Below are 21280 nucleotides of genomic sequence, written 5' to 3'. Positions count from 1 at the left end.
GACAGCATGAATTTACCAAACATCCTCACCCTCTCCCGCATCATCATGATTCCGGTGTTCGTGGTGATTTTCTATCTTCCGGTGGGGTGGAGCTACCTCGTGAGCGCGGCGATTTTCGGATTGGCGGCGGCCACCGACTGGCTGGACGGTTATCTGGCCCGTAAACTCGACCAGAGCACCCCGTTTGGCGCCTTCCTGGATCCGGTCGCGGACAAGCTCATGGTAGCCGTTGCGCTGGCTGTGCTGATCGAGGAGCACTCTGCGATTCTGCTGACGATTCCTGCCACCGTTATTATTGGCCGTGAGATTGTCATTTCCGCCTTGCGGGAGTGGATGGCGGAAATTGGCAGCCGCAACAGTGTGGCGGTTTCCTACATCGGCAAGATCAAGACCACAGCGCAGATGTGCGCAATTGTTGGTCTTCTGGCATTTCCTCCCGGTGTCCTCTGGGCCAATGTCGCTCTGGTGCTGCTCTATATCGCTGCGACTCTGACGTTGTGGTCCATGGGCCTCTACCTCAAGGCTGCCTGGACGGATCTGTTTCCCCAGAAGGCCTCAGGCGAGGCGGATAGTCACACGTCGTAGCCCATTCAATCACCCTGGCGGCCAGATTGCCGCCAGCGGTTCCGAAGGCCTCAACAATCTGGTCAACCGATGTGCCTGAGGCCTGCTCCACAACCCGCACAGAGCGAGTGCACAGGCTGGCCCTCGAACGGTTGTGAATCATCTGCAGGTGCAGCTCGATAACCACCTGGGCTCCGGATTCCGGGGTTTCCGAATGAAACGCCGAGAGTTCGGTGACAAGGGTCAACTCAGCCTGCGCCGGATTGGTATCAGTAATCACGTTCGTGTAGGCGCCACTCTGGCGAAGGCTGCTGACCAGCGTATCCCGGACCACCACCGGTGCCGTGTCTCGCCAGCGTGTCCCCTCGTAGGCCCGGAACTCCTGAGCCGAGGGTTTTGCCAGAATCAGCGACCCATTGAAAGGTTCTGAGGCGTAGGGTGTATCAACGCGAAGGGATGCCTGAACCGGTTGCTCCGCCGCTGGAACCGCCTGGACCAAAGCCAGGTCCATGACCCTCGGTGGCTCCGGGTTCGGAAACACCGTGCAGCCACTGGCAACGGCGGCACCGAGCAGAAGCGTCAGGTTTCTGAATGACCTCAATGTCACTGTGCCATCTCCTTCATGGTTTCATTACCGAACAGGGTGCCCGTGGGATCCTGCTCCAGGCGGCGGGTAAACTGGTTCAGGCTGCGCAGGGTGGCCCTCAGCTCCCGCAGTGCGGGCGCCAACTCCCCCATACCCTGAAGCCCGGCATCCATTGCCCCCTGGTTGTTACGGGTCAGTTCATCAATCCGAGTCATGGTGGTGGTGATAACCGCAAGGGCCTTGTCCATGGATTGCAGGACCTGTTGACCATCGTTCTGCAGCAGCTCGTTGGCGTTATCCGAAACCCTGGATACCTTGATGGCTGCTTCCTCGGCGCGAACGGCGGCAGCGTCGAATTGTTCGAGCAGGGCGATGAGCTGTTCCCGGCGGTCGAGCAGGGCATCCGTGGCTTCCCGTGTGTTTTTCAGAATAGCGGATGCATTCTCGATGTTGTCACTGGATAGCAGCTCCGTAGTGCTGGTAAGCAGCTGGTCCGCCTTGGCCAGGAGTTGTTCGCCATTGGCGAGCAGGCTATTGAACGCCGAAGGCTCCGCAACAATGACCGGTGGGTTATCGCGATCGCCCTTCAGCACCGGCTGGTCCGGGCTTCCGCCGCTGAACTGCACACTCATGCTGCCGGTGATGTTGGCGAGCACCAGGCCGGCCTTGGTGTTCTCACGAATGGGAACCGACTGATCAACCCGAACCAGCACCCGCACGTGGCCGGGGTTGTCCGGGTCCAGGTTCAGCTCCACCACATCACCAATCTGAACGCCGCTGTAAAGCACAGGGTTACCCTCGGACAGGCCGCCAACGGCATGGTCGAAGACAATTTCGTAGTAACCCCATTCCCGATCGGCGGAGGATTTCGCCAGCCACAGGGAAAAGATCAGCGCGGCCGCAAAGGCCAGGATGGTAAACAGGCCAATGATCAGGTGGTGGGCCCTTGGCTCCATGGTTACTGCTCCTGATTCCGTTTGTTCAAATGGTCCCTGAATGCGTAGCTCGCTGCCCGGCCACGGGGGCCGTTAAAGTAGTCCTGAATCCACTCATCTTCAGTGGTGGCAACAGCCTCCAGCGTATCAGCTACCAGCACTTTGCGCTGTGACAGTACCGCAACCCGGTCGCAGGTTGAGTAGAGGGTGTCCAGGTCATGGGTGACCAGAAACACAGTCAGCCCCAGGGCATCCCGTAGCGTCACAATCAGCCGGTCAAATGCAGCTGCCCCAATGGGGTCCAGGCCCGCCGTGGGCTCATCCAGGAACAGGATCTCCGGATCGAGTGCCAGTGCCCGGGCCAGGCTCGCCCGCTTTACCATGCCTCCGGAAAGCTCAGACGGATAGCGTACCGCTGCATCGGGGGGCAAGCCGGTCAGCGCCAGCTTCATGCGAGCCAGCTGCTCCGCTTCGGGCCGTTTCAGTCCTGCATGTTCAATCAGCGGAACGGCGATATTCTCCTGCAGGTTCAGCGAAGTAAACAGGGCGCCCCCCTGGAACAGAACACCGAAGCGTTGCTCTATGCGGGAACGTGCCCGTGCCGAAAGCTGGATAAGATCCTCACCAAACACCCGGATATGGCCCGAGGCGGGCGTATTCAGCCCAACGATACTGCGCAATAGCACAGTCTTGCCGGTTCCCGACCCGCCAACCACGCCCAGTATTTCGCCCCGCAGCAGATCGAGATCGAGGTTCTCGTGCACCACGTGCTCGCCGAAGCTGTTGCACAGGTCCCGCACCGCTATCACCGGTTTGTTTCTGGCTTCAGTGCTCGAAGATGCCGCCATTACCGCCATGATCACCAGCCCATTTCCATAAAGAATAGTGCAGCAATGGAGTCCAGCAGAATCACCATAAAGATGGACTGAACCACGCTGGAGGTGGTGTGTTCGCCCACCGATTGGGCACTGCCAGCCACCTTGAACCCTTCCAGGCAGCCAATCACGGCAATCAGGAACGCAAAGATCGGCGCCTTCACAATGCCCACAACGAAATGCTGCAGGGCAATGTCCCGCTCAACGATGGCCATGAACTGCGTCGGAGAGATATCCAGCACCAGGGCGCAGACCATGGCTCCGCCAACCATGCCCGATATTATGCCCACAAACGTGAGGATGGGGAGGGTCACCATCATCGCCATTACCCTGGGTAGCACCAGTAGTTCGATGGGGTTCAGGCCCAGGGTGCGGATGGCATCCAGCTCCTCGTTGACCTTCATGGCGCCAATGTGGGCGGTAAACGCGCTGGCGGTTCGGCCGGCGAGCAGGATTGCGGCCAAAAGCACCCCGAACTCCCGAAGGAAGGAGAAGGCCACCAGGTTGACGGTGTAAATGGTGGCGCCAAAATCATCCAGCACGGTCGCCCCCAGAAACGCCACCACGGCGCCCACCAGAAAGGTAAGCAATGCCACAATGGGCAGGGCATTCAGACCGGTGTCATGAACGGCTGCAACGAAGGGCGTCATACGCCAGCGCCAGGGCCGGGGAAGGTTCCAGGCCAGGGTGCCCAGAGTCTGGCCGATGAAGCCCACAAGAATCCACAGTAACCGGAAGATGCTCTCCACCTTCTGGCCTGTTCCGGTCACAAAGCTCCAGAGCAGGGAAGGCGCGCGCCCATCAGGCTCGGGCTGGTTCTTCATGGCCTCGCATACGGCAGCAATCAGCGCGGATTTTTCACGGGGTAAGTCGCCAGCGGCCGAGGCGGCTTGGAGCAAACGCTCGGGGCCGATCAGGGAGGCCAGTTGCGATGCGCCGGCAGTGTCAATCCGGTCCAGCCCCGAGAGGTCGATTGATAACCCTCTCGTATCTCGGGAAGACATTGACGACGCCAGGGAAGCCAGCGACCGGTAATGGCTCAACAGCCAGTCATCCGTCACCTTCAGGGTGCCGGCTTCAATGGTTACGGATCCGGGTTTGGAAGACGGTTGTTGTGGATCGGTCTGCTCGGAAGAATCAGGACTGGGCACGTTCTGTCGAATCCCTGAGTGATGTTGCCTGCCAGACACTAGCTTAGAGAGTGCAAAGGTTCTCTGCCAGTATGCAAGTCGCATGATTTCATCGCGGAATCGCGATTGGCCAAACTTTACCCACAATCTCCAGTAAAACAAAAACTTGATAAAAAACTATTGACGCCCGAACGGTAATCCGTAGAATACGCAGCCGTTGACGAGGCAATGCCCCGGAAACAAAGAGCGGGAATAGCTCAGTTGGTAGAGCACAACCTTGCCAAGGTTGGGGTCGCGAGTTCGAATCTCGTTTCCCGCTCCAATTTCAAGTCTCTCAATGCCCACCTGAGAGCACAAAGATCCGATCTCTTCGATCTTTTCCGGCGCGGTGGCAGAGTGGTTATGCAGCGGACTGCAACTCCGTGTACGCCGGTTCGATTCCGACCCGCGCCTCCATTATTTCCCGATACTCCAGTACCTTTCAGACTCAAGCCAGGGTTTGCGTTCTGTTCATCCCGCTTTCCATCGTCTGGCGTAATCCCGGCCTGATATGCTTCAATGATCAGTAACTCGTCAAGTCAGTCGGCAAGGCTGTCTTTGATACCTCGGCGCCTGGTCAACAACAATGAGCACAGACGATAAGATGGTCAAACGCCGGCGCTCTGCTCTACGTGGCCGTCAACTGGAACCGGCGGTACTGTCGGAGCTGCGGGACCTGATCGGTGACGAACGTGTTGATTCGTCATTGCGCGACCGCGAGTGCCTTATCGAGCACCTGCATGTATTGCAGGACGCGGACGGTTACCTCTCCATGGCCCGCCTTCGGGCACTTGCCGCTTTCATGAATCTGCCCATGGCCGCCATCTATGAAACGGCCACGTTCTACGCCCATTTCGACGTTATTCACGATGAACAAGCCCCGCCGCCTGAGATAACTCTACGGGTCTGTGACTCGCTTTCGTGCCAATTGGCGGGCGCAGGGGCACTGCAAGAGGCACTGGCTGATGGGCATGACCCGAGCCAGGTGCGTGTAGTCCACGCTCCTTGCATGGGGCGCTGCGATACCGCACCCGTGGTGGCCGTGGGACACCATCATGTATGCAACGCCACTGTCCAGACGGTTGGCGCGGCAGTCGAACAAAAGCAGGTTCAACCCGACAAAATCCATTGGCAGAAGCTGGCGGATTACCGCTCGGTAGGTGGTTATCAGTTGCTGAAGGATTGCCGCGAGGGAAGGGTTACCGTCGAGTCCCTTGCGGAGGAACTTGAGCAGGCTGGCTTGCGCGGCCTGGGCGGCGCCGGGTTCCCTACGTACCGCAAATGGCAGGCCGTGCGGGCCGAAGCCGGGCCCCGTTATGCGGTGATTAACGCGGATGAAGGAGAGCCGGGCACCTTCAAAGATCGCTATTACCTGGAGCGAGAACCCCACGTTTTCATAGAAGGCGCGCTGGTGAGTGCCTGGGCGGTCGAGGCGAAGGCCCTCTACATATACCTGCGGGATGAATATCCCGGCCTCCTCAGTGTGCTGAAAGACGCCGTTGCCGAGCTGGAAGCTGCCGGCATCATAGAACCCGGTTTCGTGATCCTGCGCCGGGGCGCGGGCGCGTACATCTGCGGCGAGGAATCCGCCTTGATCGAGTCCCTGGAAGGCAAACCCGGCAAGCCACGGCATCGCCCGCCGTTCGTGGCCCAGAAGGGACTCTTTAACCTGCCCACGCTGGTTAATAACGTCGAGACCGTTTACTGGATTCCTCGCATCCACGCCCAGGGCGCCGACTGGTTCGCCAGCCAGGGTCGGCATGGTCGCAAGGGGCTTCGGAGCTTTTCGGTGTCCGGTCGGGTTGCGCGGCCGGGTGTGCACGTCGCACCCGCTGGCATCACCCTCAATGAATTGATTGAGGAATACTGCGGCGGCATGGCCGAAGGGCACCGACTATTGGCTTATCTGCCCGGCGGGGCGTCCGGCGGCATACTGCCGGCCAGCAAAGCCGACATTCCGCTGGATTTCGACACCCTGCAGGAACACGGCTGCTTCATCGGTTCTGCTGCCGTGATCGTTCTGTCGGATCAGGACGATTTGCAGGCTGCGGCTGCCAACCTGTTGAGCTTCTTCGCGGATGAATCCTGCGGCCAGTGCACGCCCTGCCGTGTGGGCACCGAGAAAATGCTCACCTTACTGGAGCGGGATACCTGGGATGAGCCGACGCTCCAGCAGCTGGCCGGCGTGATGGCGGATGCGTCCATCTGCGGTCTGGGCCAGGCCGCACCCAATCCGGTGCTGAGCCTGCTGCGGGACTTCCGTAGCGAACTCGCCAGCAGCAACCTGATCGCGAAAGGTTAGGGGAGACAGCCATGAGCCATTCGAAAGCAGCCATGAGCGAATCGAAAAAAGCCATGAGCGATGCGACCACAAGCTTCACCCTGACACTGGACGACGTGGAAGTACAGGCCTACCCTGGCGAAACCCTGTGGCAGGTGGCCAAGCGCGCCGGCGAGACCATCCAGCACCTGTGCTTCAAAGACGCCCCGGGCTACCGCGCGGACGGCAATTGCCGCGCCTGCATGGTGGAAGTGGAGGGTGAGCGGGTGCTCGCCGCAAGCTGTATTCGCGAGGCCGCGCCGGGCATGGTGGTGCGAAGTGCCGGTTCCACCAGAGCCCAGGAAGCCAGGAAAAGCGTGCTGGAATTGCTGCTGGCCGATCAACCTGCGCGAGAGAGCAGCCCCGATCGCTCAAGCCATCTGTGGGAAACGGCGGATCAACTGGCGATTGATGCAGCTGCCGTGCGCCAACGTCTCCCGGCCCATTCAGAGCGTGACGAGCCAACGGTTCACCATGTTGCGCCGCGGTCGGATTCGCTCGCCCATGCCCGGGGCCATGATGCCACTCACTCTGCCATGAACGTGAATCTGGACGCCTGCATCACCTGCGGGTTGTGCGAGCGCGCCTGTCGGGAAGTGCAGGGCAATGACGTGATCGGACTGGCCCATCGGGGCGCGGCATCCAAGGTGGTGTTCGATTTCGATGATCCCATGGGCGACAGCACCTGCGTTGCCTGCGGCGAGTGTGTGCAGGCCTGCCCGACCGGCGCGCTTATGCCTGCCACCCTGATTGATGCCCAGGGCCGCGGAGACTCGGCCACGGCCGACCGAACCGTGGACTCCGTCTGCCCCTATTGTGGCGTGGGCTGCCAACTTACCTATCACGTGAAAGACGAGCCCGCTTCTGCCGAATCAGAAACAGGCGAGCAGCGAGGACGCATCCTGTTTGTGGAAGGCAAAGACGGCCCCTCAAACCAGGGCCGGCTTTGCGTGAAAGGCCGTTTTGGCTTTGATTACCCCTCACACCCGGCAAGGCTTACCCGGCCGCTGATTCGCCGGGAGGGCGTCCCCAAGGGCCTCGACCCGGACTTTGATCCGGCCCATCCGTTAACGCACTTTCGAGAGGCTAGTTGGGAAGAGGCACTGGACCTTGCCGCAGGCGGACTGACACAACTTAAAACACAACACGGACCGGATGCGCTTGCCGGCTTCGGCAGTGCCAAGTGCTCCAACGAAGAAGCCTGGCTGTTCCAGAAGCTGGTGCGCACCGGTTTCGGTTCCAACCACGTTGACCATTGCACGCGGCTTTGCCACGCCAGCTCCGTCGCCGCGTTGATGGAGTGCCTGGGCTCCGGCGCCGTGACTGCCTCCTTCATGCAGGCCCTTGAGGCGGATGTGGTGATCCTCACCGGCTGCAACCCGGCCGTGAACCATCCTGTGGCCGCCACCTACTTCAAGCAGGCGGCTCGAAACGGCACCAAGCTGATCATCATCGACCCCCGGGGCCAGGCGCTGGATGCCTATGCCTGGCGCAGCCTGCGTTTTTCGCCGGGTGGCGACGTGTCGCTGTTCAACGCCATGCTCAATGTGATTATCAGCGAAGGACTCTTTGACCAGGCCTACATTGACGCCCACACCGAAGGCTTCGAGGCGCTGGCAGCCAGCGTTGAACGTATGACCCCGGAGGTGATGAGCCCGGTCTGCGGCCTTCAGCCCGAGGCCATTCGTGAAGTGGCCCGAGCCTACGCCGAGGCTGATAGAGCGATGATTTTCTGGGGCATGGGCATCTCCCAACACGTGCACGGCACCGACAACGCCCGCTGCCTGATTTCCCTGGCCCTCACATGCGGGCACACAGGCAGACCCGGCACCGGCCTGCACCCGTTGCGGGGACAGAACAACGTGCAGGGCGCCTCCGATGCGGGCTTGATCCCCATGGTGCTGCCCGATTACCAACCGGTCGGGGATGCCCAGTTGCGCGCCGCCTTCGAAGAGCTCTGGAACACCGAACTGGACCCGGAACCAGGGCTCACCGTGGTAGAGATTATGGACGCCATCAAGGCCGGCACCATCAAGGCCATGTACATCCTCGGCGAAAACCCCGCGATGTCGGACCCGGACCTGACCCACGCCCGGGCCGCGCTCGCTGCTCTTGAGCACCTGGTGGTACAGGACCTGTTCGTCACCGAGACCGCTCAGTTTGCCGACGTGATCCTGCCGGCAGCCGCCTGGTCGGAAAAGTCCGGCACCGTCACCAACACCAACCGCCAGGTGCAAATGGGCCGTGCCGCACTGGCGCCCCCGGGAGAGGCAAAGCCAGACTGGTGGGTTGTTCAGGAAATCGCCCGGCGTTTCGGGCTGGCCTGGAACTACGCCGGCCCCGAGCAGGTGTTTGAAGAAATGAAGCAGGGCATGCACTCACTGGATCATATCTCCTGGTCTCGCCTGGAGCGCGAGGGGTCCGTAACCTATCCATGCCCCGCGGATGACGCCCCGGGCCAGGACGTTGTCTTCTCCGATGCCTTCCCGCGCGCAGGAGGCCGTGCCAGGTTCTCACCCGCCAGCCCGCTGCCACCGGATGAGCCGGTGGATGAGGCCTATCCCATCGTGCTAACAACCGGGCGATTGCTTGAGCACTGGCACACCGGCGCCATGACCCGTCGCAGCCGGGTGCTGGATGAGCGGGAGCCGGAAGCAGCAGCCTATCTGGCTCCCGCGGAGCTGGATCGTTTGGGCGTAGCACCGGGCAATGACATTCAAATTGCCACCCGGCGCGGCACCATCACCCTGACGGCACGGGCCGATCAGACCATGCCGGAGGGCATGGTGTTCGTACCCTTCGCCTTTGTGGAGGCGGCCGCGAACGTGCTCACCAACCCGGCCCTGGACCCATTCGGAAAGATCCCGGAGTTCAAGTATGCGGCGTGTAGTCTGAGTCCGGCGTGAAGGAATCTGTTGGTGAGAGCTTGCAATTAATTGAAATCTAAGCAACGCTTGTCCCGTGTCCAAAAACTAGGGACATCCAGCCTATGGATGGAATCAAGAGTCAAGATCTCGGCCTGTTGCTCAAGTTGGTTTCGCTGCGGCAGCAAGAAGCGACCGGAGGTGGTGTAGACAGATCAGCCTACACAGTGCGCAATCTCGAGTTGGAAACCGGCATTGGGAAATCCCAGGTCAGCAACTCACTGCGCCGCTGTTTTGAGGTTGGCTTGGCTAAAAAGGATCGCAATTCCGGTGTACCGCGTGTCAACACAAAGAGCCTGTTTGAATTCATAGTTTACGGTGCCAAATATGTGTTCCCTGCCAAGCCAGGCCAGTTAGCGCGGGGTATAAGCACCGCATTCGCTGCGCCCGTGCTGGAAAATCGCGTGTTCAGCGCAGGTGAACTTTTTCCAGTGTGGCCAGATGCGCGAGGTAAAAACAAAGGCTTGGAGGTTGTCCCTCTATTTAAAACTGTGGGCCATGCGGTTCACCGCGATCCGGAGCTTTACGCCTTGCTAGCCCTGGTAGATGCAATACGCATAGGCGGCCCGCGTGAGGCAAATCTGGCAAAAGACCTGTTGAAAAAACACATGGAAGTGAGTGAATGAGCATACCGGCGTTACAAAAGTGGATGGTAGGCAAAGTTGCTGAGGCGCTTGGTCCCGACCTGCGAGAACAGGTGGCCTTCGTAGGTGGTTGCACCACAAGCTTTTTATTAACCGATGAGTTCGTACTTGAGCAAGTTCGCCACACCGAGGATGTGGATCTGATCGTCCATGTAATGGGCTATCAGGGATTTCATGCGCTGCAACAGGCATTGAGAGCAAAAGGCTTTAAAGACATGCCGCCAGACCTGGAGGAAAGCGCCCCCGTATGTGCTATGAAGCTGGGCGATTTACGAGTGGATTTCATGCCGGACGATCCACAGGTCCTGGGGTTCAGCAACCGATGGTATGGCGATGCGCTGAAGACTGCCATGCCTTACAAGTTGTCTGACTATCTCTCCATCAGACTGGTAAATCCGTCGTATTTTCTTGCAACCAAGCTGGAGGCATACAAGGGCCGAGGTAAGGGCGATACACTCTCCAGCCACGACATCGAAGATTTGCTCACGTTGATTGATGGTCGTGAGTCATTGATCAATGAGGTCAAGGCTGCGCCCGAAGAATTACGAGGCTACCTGGCAGAAGAATTCAGCCAATTGTTGCAAGACCCCAACTTTGAGTACGCCGTTAACAGCCAGGCGCGTGGAAATGCAGAGCGAGAGCAAATTTTGTTTGAACGGATTGAAACTCTGACCCATTTTGGGCATTGATGCGAAGCGATAGTGTTTTCCGAAGTTCAAGTATGCGGCGTGCAGGTTGAGCTCCGTTAAGCGTCTGAAGCAAACCATTTCTTATAGAACGTCCTCCAGTGTCGCATCAAGTCTGTAATGTAGCCGTGTGTAGTCTAGAATAACGCCAAAATTCTGAGATCTTTCAGGTAGATAAAATGCCAAAGTTTTTGCATACGGCAGACTGGCAGATGGGTCGGGCCTTTACCCGTTTCGAGACCGAAGACGGTGCAGCCCTGGTGGAGGCCCGGTTCGAGGCCATTGAAACCCTTGCACGGCTGGCCAACGAACATCAGTGCGATGCGGTATTGGTGGCCGGGGACGTCTTTGATGCGCAAACGGTCTCTGATCGCACCATCCGGCGAGTATTCAACGCCACAAAGGGGTTTGCTGGCCCCTGGGTAATGCTGCCGGGCAACCACGATGCCGCCCTGGCAGAGAGCGTCTGGACGCGAGCCCAGCGCCTGGGTGCGGTGCCGGAGAACGTCCATCTGGCGCTTCAGCCTGGCGTGATTGATCTGGAACCCCAGGGCCTCAGCATCCTCTGCGCGCCCCTGACTCAGCGACATACTTACGGCGATCTGACCGAGCCATTCAGCGGCTACGAAACCCCTGAAGGTTTTCTCAGAATCGGCCTGGCCCACGGCAGCGTCCAGGGCCTGTTGCCAGACGAGATTGATTCCACCAACCCCATCGCGCCAGACCGTGCGAAAGCCAGCAGGCTCGATTACCTCGCCCTGGGCGACTGGCACGGCACCAAACAGATCGATGAGCGTACCTGGTACAGCGGAACCCCCGAGCCGGAACGGTTCCGGAACAACGAGGCGGGGAATGCCCTGATCGTTGAAGTGTCCGAGCCCGGAGCAACCCCGAAAGTAACCTCACTGCCAACGGGGCGGTATCAGTGGCACCAGTGGCGGGAAACCCTGGCGGTTCATTCCGATCTCGAACAGCTGCTGGAGCGTTTGGACATCTTGCCCGAATCCGCCGTTGTTGATCTGCGCTTTGAGGGCTCGGTGACCCTGGCCGGCGAGGAAACCCTGTTGAAGGCCTTGTCGGTGGCCGAAGCGCGATTCCGCAGCCTTCGCTGCGAGCGAAGCGGCCTTCAGCTTGCACCTACCGATGAAGACATCGCGGCTCTGAAAGCGGATGGCTACGTGGACGAGGTGGTTGAAAGCCTGCGAGAGCGGCAGGAAGGGGCGCAGGACGATGTCGCCCGCGATGCCCTGGCCATTCTGGCGGGTCTGCTCCGGGAGCGGGAACAGGAGGTGGGGCAATGAAGCTGCAGCGAATGCGCATTGAACAGCTGCGCCAGTTCCGCAAACCCTTCGTTCTGGACAACCTGCAACCCGGGCTCAACCTGATTCACGGCCCCAATGAGTCCGGCAAAAGCACGCTGGTGCGAGCCATCCGCGCCGCGTTTTTCGAACGCTATCGTTCAACGGCCGTGGACGACCTGCGCCCGTGGGGCGACTCCGCCGCGGCGCCCACCATTGAGCTGGATTTCGAGCACGACAACCGTGTTTGGCGCCTCACCAAAAGCTTTCTCCAGCGCAAACGGTGCGATCTGGTTGTCGGCACCGAGACCTACAGTGAAGACGACGCCGAAGAAAAACTGGCCGAATTACTGGACTACCAGTACCCGAAACGGGGCGCCAGCAAAGCCGAACACTGGGGCATACCGGGACTGCTCTGGGTGGAGCAGGGCACCGGGCAGGACATCGAACAGGCCATCGAGCATGCCGGTGATCATCTGAAGTCTGCCCTGAATTCCATGGTGGGCGAGGTGGCCAGTTCCGGGGGCGACGACCTGATCGAGACGGTCCGCAGCCAACGGGACATCCTGCTGACCGGCACCGGAAAGCCCCGGGGCGATTACCTGAAACTGGAAAAAGACCGCGCCCACTATGAACTTGAAATTGAAGAGCTGAAGGAGCGGGTGCATAAATACCAGGAGCAGGTCGACCGGCTTGGCAAACTGACCCAGGACTATGATCAGGCCGAGGCTGAGCGCCCATGGGAAGACGCCCAGCGCCAGCTGGAGGAGGCCCGGGTGCGCTATCAGCAGGTTGAGCGCCTGGAGCAACAACAGAACCAGGAGAAAGCCACGCTCAGCCAGCTACAGCAAAACCATCGGCTGTTGCAGCAGAACAAAGAACATTTGGAAGGGCTCAGTCGCCAGCTTGAAGGCCGAAAAGCCGAACTGGACCGGGCAGAGCGAGACCTCGCTACCGCAGAAGCCCAAACTCCGATGATTGCAGGCCGTTTGAGCGAAGCCAGAAGCGCCTATGAGCAAGTGGAAAAGCAACGCAAACTGGCGGGTTTGCTCCAAACCCGGGAGCGGCTGGAGCAGGACGTCCGCCGGCTTGAACAGCAAAAACAAGTGCTGACCCAGAACCTTGCCAAAGCAAAGGAATACCATCAGCAGTTGGAGCAAGCGAGGCAGCAGGCCAGGGAAAACCGCATCGATGCAGAGCTGGTCAAAAAACTGCGAGCAACCGGCAACCAGCTGAACGAAGAGACCATTCGCTCACGGACCATCGCCACCAGATTGAGCTGGCAGCTGGATGCTGGCGCATCACTGACACTGAACGATGAATCGCTGAACGGACAAGGCGAACAGCAGCTTCTGGAAGAGTCGACCCTGGTTATTCCAGGCGTTGGCACCTTGGGCATAACGCCTGGCGGGGAAGAGCTGGCCAGCACCCGGAGGAAGCTAAAGGCCCTTGAGGAAGACCTTGAAGAACAGCTGGAGGCCCTTGGCGTGGAATCGGTGGAACAGGCGGAGGATCGTCTTTCCGCCTTTGAAAGTGCCGGAAGAGCCGTGAAGCATGCCGACGAGCTGTTCAAATCTCTGGCGCCCGCTGGCCTTGAGCAACTTGCCTCCGACCAGAAGGAGGCAGAAGGCGAGCTGGAGAAAGCCAAAACACAACTGGAAGCCACTCCCAAACCGGATCCGCAAGAGAATGTTCCGGCGCTGGAAGAAGCGGAGGCGGCGTTCGCCCGGGCTGGCACCGCCCTGGACAAAGCCGAATCCGATGAGCGCGCGCATCAGTCCAGCCTGTCTGCCCTGAAACAGGCCCGCGACAACGCCAAAACCGAATGGCAGCGGCTGGCGGATGAAGAAAAGAGCTCGGAACGGCAACAGCAACTTCAGCAGATAACCACCGACCTGGCGAACATCGAAAAACAGCAGGCCGAACTGGAAGCCAGCCTCGAGCGCCGCGAACGGGAAATTCGCGATGCCCGCCCGGAGTTTCTCCGGCAGGATATCGAACGCTACCAGAATGCGGTCAATCAACTGCGCCAGACCCAGGAGAACCGGGGCCGCGAACTCCGCGATATCAAAGTCAGACTGGAAGCCTGGGGCGCAGAAGGGCTGGAAGAACAGCTCAACGAGAAAGAGGCGGAGTACGACCAGTGCAACCGCCGCTATCAGGAATTGCACCGCCGCGCTCAGGCGCTGGATCTGCTGCTGAACCTGCTCACCGAAAAGCGCCAGGCCCTGACGCGCCGCCTGCAGGCACCGCTGCAGAAACACCTGAACCACTACCTTTCAGTGCTGTTTCCGGAAGCGTCGCTGGAAGTGGACGAACAGCTACGCCCGGGCACCTTCAGCCGTGGCACCGAGCTTGGGCAAATCACCGAACTGAGTTTTGGCGCCCGGGAACAGATGGGCCTGATCAGCCGCCTGGCCTATGCCGATCTGCTGCGGGAAGCCGGAAGGCCAACGCTGGTGATCCTGGACGACACCCTGGTGCACAGTGACAGCGACCGCCTGGAAGACATGAAACGCATTCTGTTCGATGCGGCCAGCCGGCATCAGATATTGCTGTTTACCTGCCATCCAGGGAACTGGAGCGACCTTGGTGTACCACCTATTGACCTCCAGAGCTTGAAGGTTCATGCAGTTTCACAGGCATAACTAGCGACGCCAAGCAGTGCTTTGCAAGTTACGGCCGGCTGACCGGCAAGCTGGATATTCGGTTGTGGCTGTCCGGTGCGTCCACGATGTGGAAGCGCTGGATCTATCTGGTGTCATGTATGGCTACACTGTAATTGATAGCAATCGCTCGATGGCCAAAAAAAGCCTGTCGGGAGGATCGCGGATTTCATGGAAATCCGACATTTTAGGGGTTAACGTCATTCCACCGGATTTAGTTAGATTGCGAGATATAAGGAATGCCGGTGGCCACAGCGCCGTTCTTCTGGAAGTCATCAATGTGGGACGTACACGATGCAGCAGACCGGAATCTACGAGCAGCTTATTACCCGGCTCGTAGAAAACAGATTGGACAGGAAACAATTTTACGTAGGTGAGCGCCAGCTTAGCAGTGTGGAAGCATCTGTATGGTTGTCACGATTCCTTACTAACATACTGGAGTTCGCTATTGGGTCGGTGCCTTCGGGCGATAACCGACTTCAGGAGCAAATCGAGTTATCGAATCAGTTGCTGATGTGGCTCAAGGGGCAGGTGCAGGATGATGGGTTCCTGGATGAGAACCTCCTCGATAGCCAAGGAAAGATCCTCACCGCGCTTTATGAGCTGGAAAACCCGGTTGCTGCGAACCTGAAGCAGTATGTTGAAGACGTTTTCCCGCTCACAGGACTCACACAGAGTGAGTTATTTTCAGGCAGTAATGCTGGCTTGTCACTGGAGTCAGAGCTAAAGCGCGAGATTTTGTCAGCGGACCGGATTTACTGGTTGGTCTCGTTTATCAAATGGGCCGGAATTCGGATATTCCGGAAAGAACTGGAAGCCTTCACCGCGAGTGGCCGAGAGCTGAAAATCATCACCACCTCCTACATGGGAGCCACGGATGCCAAAGCCGTTGAGTATCTGGCTAGCCTGCCGAACACCGAAGTGAAGTTGAGCTACAACACCGAGCGTGAAAGGTTGCACGCCAAGAGCTATTTGTTCCTCCGGAACACGGGTTTTCACACCGGTTACATCGGTTCATCAAACCTATCTCGATCGGCGCTGACCAATGGGCTTGAGTGGAATCTTAAGATCACCGCTCAGGAAATCCCTCACATCATCAACAAATCGCTCAGCACCTTTGAAACCTATTGGGCTTCGGAAGACTTTGAATGGTTCGATGGCCGGGCTGAGAGTACCGAAAAGCTCAACCGCGCACTAAAACAACAAAAAGGGTTGGACGCTCCCGGCTCCTCCCACTATTTCGAAATTACGCCGTTTCCGCATCAGAAAGACATTCTAGAGCAACTCTCTGTTGAGCGGGACGTGCACCAGCGTTTCCGAAACCTCGTGGTGGCCGCCACTGGTACCGGCAAGACCCTGATCTCGGCGTTTGATTTCCGGCGCTTCCTGAAAGCAAAACCAAACGCCCACTTTCTGTTTGTGGCGCACCGGGAGGAAATTCTGCGCCAAGCCCGGGAAGCTTACCGTGGCGTACTGCGTAATCATGCTTTCGGTGAACTCTGGGTAGGCGGCCAGTTGCCGGAACACTACCGGCAGTTGTTCGTTTCGATTCAGACTCTGAATAACCAGCTGGATCAGCTAAAGCTCACTGAAGGCTATTACGACTACATCGTAATCGATGAAGTGCACCACATCGCCGCATCGAGTTATCGGGCGGTATTGGAACACTTCTCGCCCGAAATACTGCTGGGACTGACAGCGACTCCGGAGCGACACGATGGCGGCGATATTCTCAGCGACTTTGGTGGCGTGATTGCCGCCGAACTCCGGTTACCGGAGGCCATCAACCGCCGCCACCTTTGCCCCTTCCAATACTTTGGAATAGATGATGACACCGACCTGCGCACCATTCCTTGGAGTCGTGGGCGTTACGATATTGCTCAGTTGACGAATTTGTATACGCACAACCATAATCGCGTAAAAAAGGCTCTGCGAAGCTTGCGGGAAATCGTCACCGATATATCCAGCATGAAAGCTCTCGCTTTCTGTGTGAGCCGTGAACACGCGACCTTCATGGTGGAGCAGCTCCTGTTGCACGGCATCAAGGCCGATGTGCTCACCAGTGACAACAGCCACGAACGCCAACAAAAGCAGCAAGCCATTCGCTCCGGGCAAATCAACGTGCTGTGTGTGGTCGACATATTCAACGAAGGCGTCGATATTCCGGAAGTCGACACCCTGTTATTCCTGCGCCCAACCGAAAGCCTGACCATCTTCCTTCAGCAACTGGGTCGGGGTTTACGCCTTGCTGACGACAAAGATTGCTGCACAGTCTTGGACTTTGTTGGTAATTCTCGGCCTGAATATGATTTCGCCAATAAATTCCGGGCACTGGTGGGTAAGTCAGAACGCTCAATTTCGGAAGAACTGAAGCAGGGCTTTCCCCATGCACCACTGGGTTGCCGAATTGAGCTCACCAAGAAAACCCAGGAAATGGTGCTGAGCAACATCCGGCAAGCCACGCTGACCATGAAGCGGCTGGTGTCTCTTGTTCGGCAGTTCCCACAGCATTCCACTCAGCCACTGACGCTGAAGAACTTCATAACCCATCATCCCCACATCGACCTGAACGAACTCTACAGACGGGGCAGTTGGGCCGAGTTGGTGAGCAAGGCAAAAGACGAAGACAGAGCCGATGACTCGTTTAAACTGGCGAAGAAGGCCATCCACAATCGGATTTTGATCTGCGACGATCACCAGTACCTGCTATTTCTTAAGAAACTATGCCAGGCAGGGTTTAGCTGTGACGACCCGAAAGGTCGCCAGGCACTTATGTGCCATTACGACTTCTGGCAGAAAGCAGGGCCAGAGCTGGAATTTGATTCGCTGACACAAAGCTTGGCAGAACTCAGCAAGCTGGGGCTGGAACAGGAGCTGGTGGACGTGCTCGACTGGAAATTGGCGAAAACCAAACACGAGCAGCCGGCGATGCCTGAGTTGCGGGAAGTCCCGCTACGATTGCACGCCCGCTATTCTCGAGAGCAGATTCTGGTTGGTTTTGGTGCGATGACGTTCGAGCATCAGCCACCATCGAGGGAAGGTGTATATGTCATTCAGGATCAAAATATTGAGCTGCTGTTTGTCACCTTGGACAAAAACGAAAAGCAGTTCTCCCCGACCACCATGTACCACGACTACGCCATCAATGAGCAGTTATTCCACTGGCAGTCGCAAAACAGTTCCCGGCCTGACCGTGGTAAAGGGAAGGACTATATTCAACACCAAGCCATCAACAAGCGGTTGTTCTTGTTTGTAAGAGAGCAGGCGAAAGACGAATATGGTCGCACGATGGGGTTTGTGAATTATGGTGAGGTGGATTACGTGTCTCACACCGGTTCCCAGCCGATGAGTATTACCTGGAAACTCCGAACGCCGATGCCGAACTTTATGTGGCAGCAGGCAGCGAAGCTGGCGGCGGCATGAGTTACGGTCCCTACAACAAAAACGCCCAAAACTTTTTCAACCAATACCAGTCCCTGACCTTCGAACAGGTTCACCAAGACTGGCTCTCCTTCCTTGGCGATAAATCCGGCCTTGCTCTGGATGTAGGCGCAGGCAGTGGTCGCGATTCCAGTGCCCTTGCAACGCAGGGCTGGGATGTTGTTGCGGTAGAGCCTGCATCTGGCTTACGAGAGTTGGGGCAGGACGCCACTCGCAGTCAGAGCATTCACTGGGTAGACGATCAATTACCCGATCTCGGTAAGATCCGGAAGCTGAGCTATCGTTTCGATCTGATTCTTGTTTCCGCTGTCTGGATGCATATCCCGCCCTCCGATCGTGATCGTGCCTTTCGAATCCTCACTGAGCTTCTGGCACCCGGTGGAATGGTGGTGATTACGCTTCGGCATGGGCCCGGTGATGGCGAACGGCTTTTTTACGATGTCAGTAGGGAAGAGTTGGAGGTTTTTGCCAAACGCCGGGCACTGATCCCGCTTCCGTTGCCGGTCGGGCGCAATAAGGATGAGCTCCAGAGGGACGAAGTTTCCTGGGAGACTCTGGCTTTTCGTTTGGCGGACGATGGCACAGGCGCATTGCCGACAGTCCGTCACATCATCGTTAATGATAATAAGTCTTCGACTTACAAATTGGGTTTGCTGCGAACCCTCGTCCGGATCGCTGACGGTGCGCCCGGCCTGGCGCTTAAGCGTACTGATGACTGGGTGGACATTCCGCTTGGGGCGGTCGGGTTGTTCTGGATTATGCTTTATCATCCTCTGGTTCTCCGTCACCAGTTAAGGCAAGCGCCAGGTAACCGTGGCTACGGCTTCGCCACGGACGATTTCTTCAAGCTGCAGAATTTCACGCCTCTGGATTTCAGAGTGGGTATGTCGCTGTCGGCTGATGTTTCACCGGTAGTCCTGCGCGCTATCCGGGATGCGTGCTCGACCATTCTCAAAAATCCCGCACATTTTACGACCTGGCCCGGCAGTAACCGTCCGATCTTCGAGGGCGGTTCTGCCAGGATGACCATTAAAAAGGCACCCGTGCGTTTGGACAAAGCAACGCTTTCCAGGTTCGGTACCTTCCGTGTTCCTTCATTTCTTTGGGACGCGTTCAGTCGCTATGCGTGCTGGATTGAGCCTGCGATTGTTAATGAATGGATAGATCTGATGGGTAGCTGGGATCTGCGTTACCGCATGGATGACTATCATCGTGGTTTACAGTGGGTAGAAGGTCGGCGCGATACGTCAGCTGTCCGTCACATGATTAACCAGCAGCTCGAGACTGGTCGGGTCGAATGCGTATGGACAGCCCAAAATCTCAAAGCGAAGCGGTTTGACGTCGACCACTGTTTCCCATGGTCACGATGGAACAACAACGATCTCTGGAATCTGATGCCAGCGACTCATACGGCGAACGCGTCCAAGTCCGAAAAGCTGCCGGGGGACTTGCTGCTCAAGGAGGCGCACCCTCGAGTAGTAAATTGGTGGGAGCAAGCCATTGTGGGCACGTCTCGTGAGGAGCAGTTTTTCTCAGAGGCTGAGGCCTCGCTGCCATTGCTGGGGCAGGAACGAACCGTGGAAGGCGTCTTTGAGGGGATGCTTCAGCAGCGATTGAGGCTGAAAACCAATCTTCAGCTGGCAGAATGGTTAGGCGTTTAGAACCGTATATCACCGAGACAACACGATCATCACGGGAAGTCTATTCATGCAAAACGCTCGCATCGCCATTGTTGGCGCCGGCCTGGCGGGTTTATACGCCGCTTATTCACTTGAGAAGAAGGGCATCAAGGACTACGTCATTCTCGAGGCCCGGGAGATTCTTGGTGGGCGGATTGCTTCCACGATCCACTCTGATGGTAAACCGGATGTGTCAGGCGTTGGGGGCTTCGATCTCGGGCCCTCCTGGTTCTGGCCCGCATTCCAGACCGATATGGCGCGACTGGTAGATGAACTCGAACTAGAGACCTTCCAACAATTTGAAACCGGCGACATGCTTCTGGAGCGTTCATCGAGTCAGCCGCCTGAGAGAACCCGTGGGTACGTCAATTCTCCGCCATCTATGCGAATCGCCGGTGGCATGTATTCGATGATTGATGCGTTATACCGGCGGATTGATTCAGCGCGTGTAGTGAGAGGCCAGGCAGTCCGTCACCTGCGCATGTCAGAACCGAATGTCGAGTTAGTGAGCGAAAATGCGAATGGAGAGACCTTTAGCCACTTTGCAGAACATGTGCTGTTGGCCATGCCGCCCCGATTAGTTGAGTCTCAGCTTACGTTTTCGCCTGCTTTGCCGAACGAGATTGCAAGACAGTGGAGAGAGACAGATACCTGGATGGCCCCTCATGCAAAATATATTGCCGTGTTCGATCGGCCTTTTTGGCGAGATCAAGGGTTATCCGGGGAGGCTCGAAGTGCCGTTGGGCCAATGGTTGAGATCCATGATGCCTCTACTCCGGGCGGGCAGGCGGCATTGTTTGGTTTCCTCGGTGTACCTGCTGACGTGCGCAGTCGTGTTTCTGAAGAAGAGCTTATTACTGCTTGCCGCACACAGTTCGTGCGACTGTTTGGTTCGCGAGCGGAGAATCCAGAGGCAGAATTTATCAAGGACTGGGCTAAAGAGATTTACACCGCCACCGACACGGATCAACGATCCTCCGGCGATCACCCTATGCCTGCCTTGTCGCCGAGCTTAGGGGCATGGGCTAACCGGGTAACCGGCATTGGCAGTGAGTGGTCACGTGAGTTTACGGGGTATCTGGCCGGCGCTATTGGTGCGGTCGATCGCGGTTTGGAATCTTTTTAGCAAGGTTCGCGGAAAGGGGCAGAGCCCCGGCGCGAGCTGAGAGCTTCCGCCCGAGCCCGGGGAAACGTTGCCGGGTTACTTCTATTTCTCAGGCGCGGATTCGTACTCTCGAATCATGCCAGAAAGCTGGTCTTTCAGATTGAGGCGCTGTTTCTTGAGGTCCTCCAAGTGTTCGTCAGAGGTGTTCTCTGCACCACCTTCGAAATGGTGAACTGCATGATCTACCTCATGGTACTCTTCAAACAGTTTCGCGAAATGATTGTTGCTGGTTTTCAGGTGATGAATAGCTTCTTTTGATTCGGGGAATTCATGAATCAGATCGTGTTTTTCCAGTGACATAAAGACAATCCCTTTGATTGCGGAGTGT

General features: G+C 57.7%; 15 protein-coding genes and 2 tRNA genes. 12 read left to right on the top strand and 5 right to left on the bottom strand.

Going from position 1 to position 21280, the window contains the following annotated elements; all coding sequences use genetic code 11:
• Positions 1-6 precede the first annotated feature (6 nt).
• Positions 7-585, top strand: a complete 579-nt coding sequence (gene pgsA, locus KEHDKFFH_RS03035; RefSeq protein ID WP_104320559.1) for a CDP-diacylglycerol--glycerol-3-phosphate 3-phosphatidyltransferase — start codon at positions 7-9, stop codon at positions 583-585.
• Here the strand turns inward: pgsA and KEHDKFFH_RS03030 are convergent.
• The 4 genes from KEHDKFFH_RS03030 to KEHDKFFH_RS03015 are packed head-to-tail and all read right to left on the bottom strand — an operon-like array spanning position 518 to position 4111.
• On the bottom strand, positions 518-1171 hold the full coding sequence (locus KEHDKFFH_RS03030) for an ABC-type transport auxiliary lipoprotein family protein (RefSeq protein ID WP_104320558.1): 654 nt from the start codon (positions 1169-1171) through the stop codon (positions 518-520). The two genes, pgsA and KEHDKFFH_RS03030, sit on opposite strands and share 68 nt — an antisense overlap.
• Positions 1168-2106, bottom strand: coding sequence for an MlaD family protein (locus tag KEHDKFFH_RS03025; RefSeq protein WP_104320557.1), 939 nt, complete (start codon positions 2104-2106; stop codon positions 1168-1170). The genes KEHDKFFH_RS03030 and KEHDKFFH_RS03025 overlap by 4 nt, the downstream gene beginning before the upstream one ends.
• A gap of 2 nt (positions 2107-2108) precedes the next feature.
• The gene (locus tag KEHDKFFH_RS03020; RefSeq protein ID WP_422385681.1) at positions 2109-2942 is read right to left on the bottom strand and encodes an ABC transporter ATP-binding protein; all 834 of its coding nucleotides are present in this window, start codon (positions 2940-2942) and stop codon (positions 2109-2111) included.
• Positions 2943-2944: 2 nt separating this feature from the next.
• Positions 2945-4111: an MlaE family ABC transporter permease gene (locus KEHDKFFH_RS03015; protein WP_104320555.1), complete on the bottom strand. Its 1167-nt coding sequence runs from the start codon at positions 4109-4111 to the stop codon at positions 2945-2947.
• A gap of 225 nt (positions 4112-4336) precedes the next feature.
• On the opposite strand from KEHDKFFH_RS03015, the gene KEHDKFFH_RS03010 reads away from it, so the two are divergent.
• From KEHDKFFH_RS03010 to KEHDKFFH_RS02960, 11 genes are all read left to right on the top strand, one after another.
• Positions 4337-4412: transfer RNA gene (locus KEHDKFFH_RS03010), tRNA-Gly, on the top strand.
• 60 nt (positions 4413-4472) lie between these two features.
• A tRNA-Cys gene (locus KEHDKFFH_RS03005) sits at positions 4473-4546 on the top strand.
• 169 nt (positions 4547-4715) lie between these two features.
• A complete protein-coding gene (locus tag KEHDKFFH_RS03000) occupies positions 4716-6431 on the top strand; it encodes an NADH-ubiquinone oxidoreductase-F iron-sulfur binding region domain-containing protein (RefSeq protein WP_104320554.1) in 1716 nt (571 codons plus the stop codon).
• An 11-nt stretch (positions 6432-6442) separates the two neighbouring features.
• Entirely contained in the window at positions 6443-9355 is a 2913-nt protein-coding gene (gene fdhF / locus KEHDKFFH_RS02995) for a formate dehydrogenase subunit alpha (protein ID WP_241956417.1), read from the top strand.
• 83 nt (positions 9356-9438) lie between these two features.
• Entirely contained in the window at positions 9439-9999 is a 561-nt protein-coding gene (locus KEHDKFFH_RS02990) for a hypothetical protein (RefSeq protein ID WP_104320553.1), read from the top strand.
• Complete coding sequence (locus tag KEHDKFFH_RS02985) at positions 9996-10706, top strand: hypothetical protein (RefSeq protein WP_104320552.1); 711 nt, start codon at positions 9996-9998, stop codon at positions 10704-10706. The genes KEHDKFFH_RS02990 and KEHDKFFH_RS02985 overlap by 4 nt, the downstream gene beginning before the upstream one ends.
• A 176-nt stretch (positions 10707-10882) precedes the next feature.
• Positions 10883-12004 carry a metallophosphoesterase family protein gene (locus KEHDKFFH_RS02980; protein ID WP_104320551.1) on the top strand — a complete coding sequence of 374 codons (1122 nt, stop codon included), beginning with the start codon at positions 10883-10885 and terminating at the stop codon, positions 12002-12004.
• Positions 12001-14649, top strand: coding sequence for an AAA family ATPase (locus KEHDKFFH_RS02975; RefSeq protein WP_104320550.1), 2649 nt, complete (start codon positions 12001-12003; stop codon positions 14647-14649). The genes KEHDKFFH_RS02980 and KEHDKFFH_RS02975 overlap by 4 nt, the downstream gene beginning before the upstream one ends.
• Before the next feature lie 312 nt (positions 14650-14961).
• Positions 14962-18090: a DEAD/DEAH box helicase gene (locus KEHDKFFH_RS02970; protein WP_104320549.1), complete on the top strand. Its 3129-nt coding sequence runs from the start codon at positions 14962-14964 to the stop codon at positions 18088-18090.
• The gene (locus KEHDKFFH_RS02965) at positions 18057-19769 is read left to right on the top strand and encodes a class I SAM-dependent methyltransferase (RefSeq protein WP_241956416.1); all 1713 of its coding nucleotides are present in this window, start codon (positions 18057-18059) and stop codon (positions 19767-19769) included. Before KEHDKFFH_RS02970 ends, KEHDKFFH_RS02965 begins: the two co-directional genes overlap by 34 nt.
• A gap of 46 nt (positions 19770-19815) precedes the next feature.
• Complete coding sequence (locus KEHDKFFH_RS02960) at positions 19816-20913, top strand: flavin monoamine oxidase family protein (protein ID WP_104320548.1); 1098 nt, start codon at positions 19816-19818, stop codon at positions 20911-20913.
• Positions 20914-20994: 81 nt separating this feature from the next.
• Here KEHDKFFH_RS02960 and KEHDKFFH_RS02955 read toward each other — a convergent pair whose 3' ends face one another.
• Positions 20995-21252 carry an HP1242/YdcH family protein gene (locus KEHDKFFH_RS02955; protein ID WP_104320547.1) on the bottom strand — a complete coding sequence of 86 codons (258 nt, stop codon included), beginning with the start codon at positions 21250-21252 and terminating at the stop codon, positions 20995-20997.
• Positions 21253-21280 lie beyond the last annotated feature (28 nt).

The organism is Marinobacter maroccanus, assembly GCF_002933275.1.
Classification (GTDB): Bacteria; Pseudomonadota; Gammaproteobacteria; order Pseudomonadales; family Oleiphilaceae; genus Marinobacter; species Marinobacter maroccanus.
Note: the sequence above shows the minus strand (reverse complement) of the source record. Positions and strands in the feature narration are given on the sequence as shown.

Coding starts and splice junctions, on each gene's coding strand:
- KEHDKFFH_RS03000 (WP_104320554.1), top strand. CDS start 4,716: ATGAGCACAGACGATAAGATGGTCAAACGCCGGCGCTCTGCTCTACGT.
- KEHDKFFH_RS02985 (WP_104320552.1), top strand. CDS start 9,996: ATGAGCATACCGGCGTTACAAAAGTGGATGGTAGGCAAAGTTGCTGAG.
- KEHDKFFH_RS02980 (WP_104320551.1), top strand. CDS start 10,883: ATGCCAAAGTTTTTGCATACGGCAGACTGGCAGATGGGTCGGGCCTTT.
- KEHDKFFH_RS03025 (WP_104320557.1), bottom strand. CDS start 2,106: ATGGAGCCAAGGGCCCACCACCTGATCATTGGCCTGTTTACCATCCTG.
- KEHDKFFH_RS02970 (WP_104320549.1), top strand. CDS start 14,962: ATGCAGCAGACCGGAATCTACGAGCAGCTTATTACCCGGCTCGTAGAA.
- KEHDKFFH_RS02960 (WP_104320548.1), top strand. CDS start 19,816: ATGCAAAACGCTCGCATCGCCATTGTTGGCGCCGGCCTGGCGGGTTTA.
- KEHDKFFH_RS02975 (WP_104320550.1), top strand. CDS start 12,001: ATGAAGCTGCAGCGAATGCGCATTGAACAGCTGCGCCAGTTCCGCAAA.
- KEHDKFFH_RS02955 (WP_104320547.1), bottom strand. CDS start 21,252: ATGTCACTGGAAAAACACGATCTGATTCATGAATTCCCCGAATCAAAA.
- fdhF (WP_241956417.1), top strand. CDS start 6,443: ATGAGCCATTCGAAAGCAGCCATGAGCGAATCGAAAAAAGCCATGAGC.
- KEHDKFFH_RS02990 (WP_104320553.1), top strand. CDS start 9,439: ATGGATGGAATCAAGAGTCAAGATCTCGGCCTGTTGCTCAAGTTGGTT.
- KEHDKFFH_RS03020 (WP_422385681.1), bottom strand. CDS start 2,942: ATGGCGGTAATGGCGGCATCTTCGAGCACTGAAGCCAGAAACAAACCG.
- pgsA (WP_104320559.1), top strand. CDS start 7: ATGAATTTACCAAACATCCTCACCCTCTCCCGCATCATCATGATTCCG.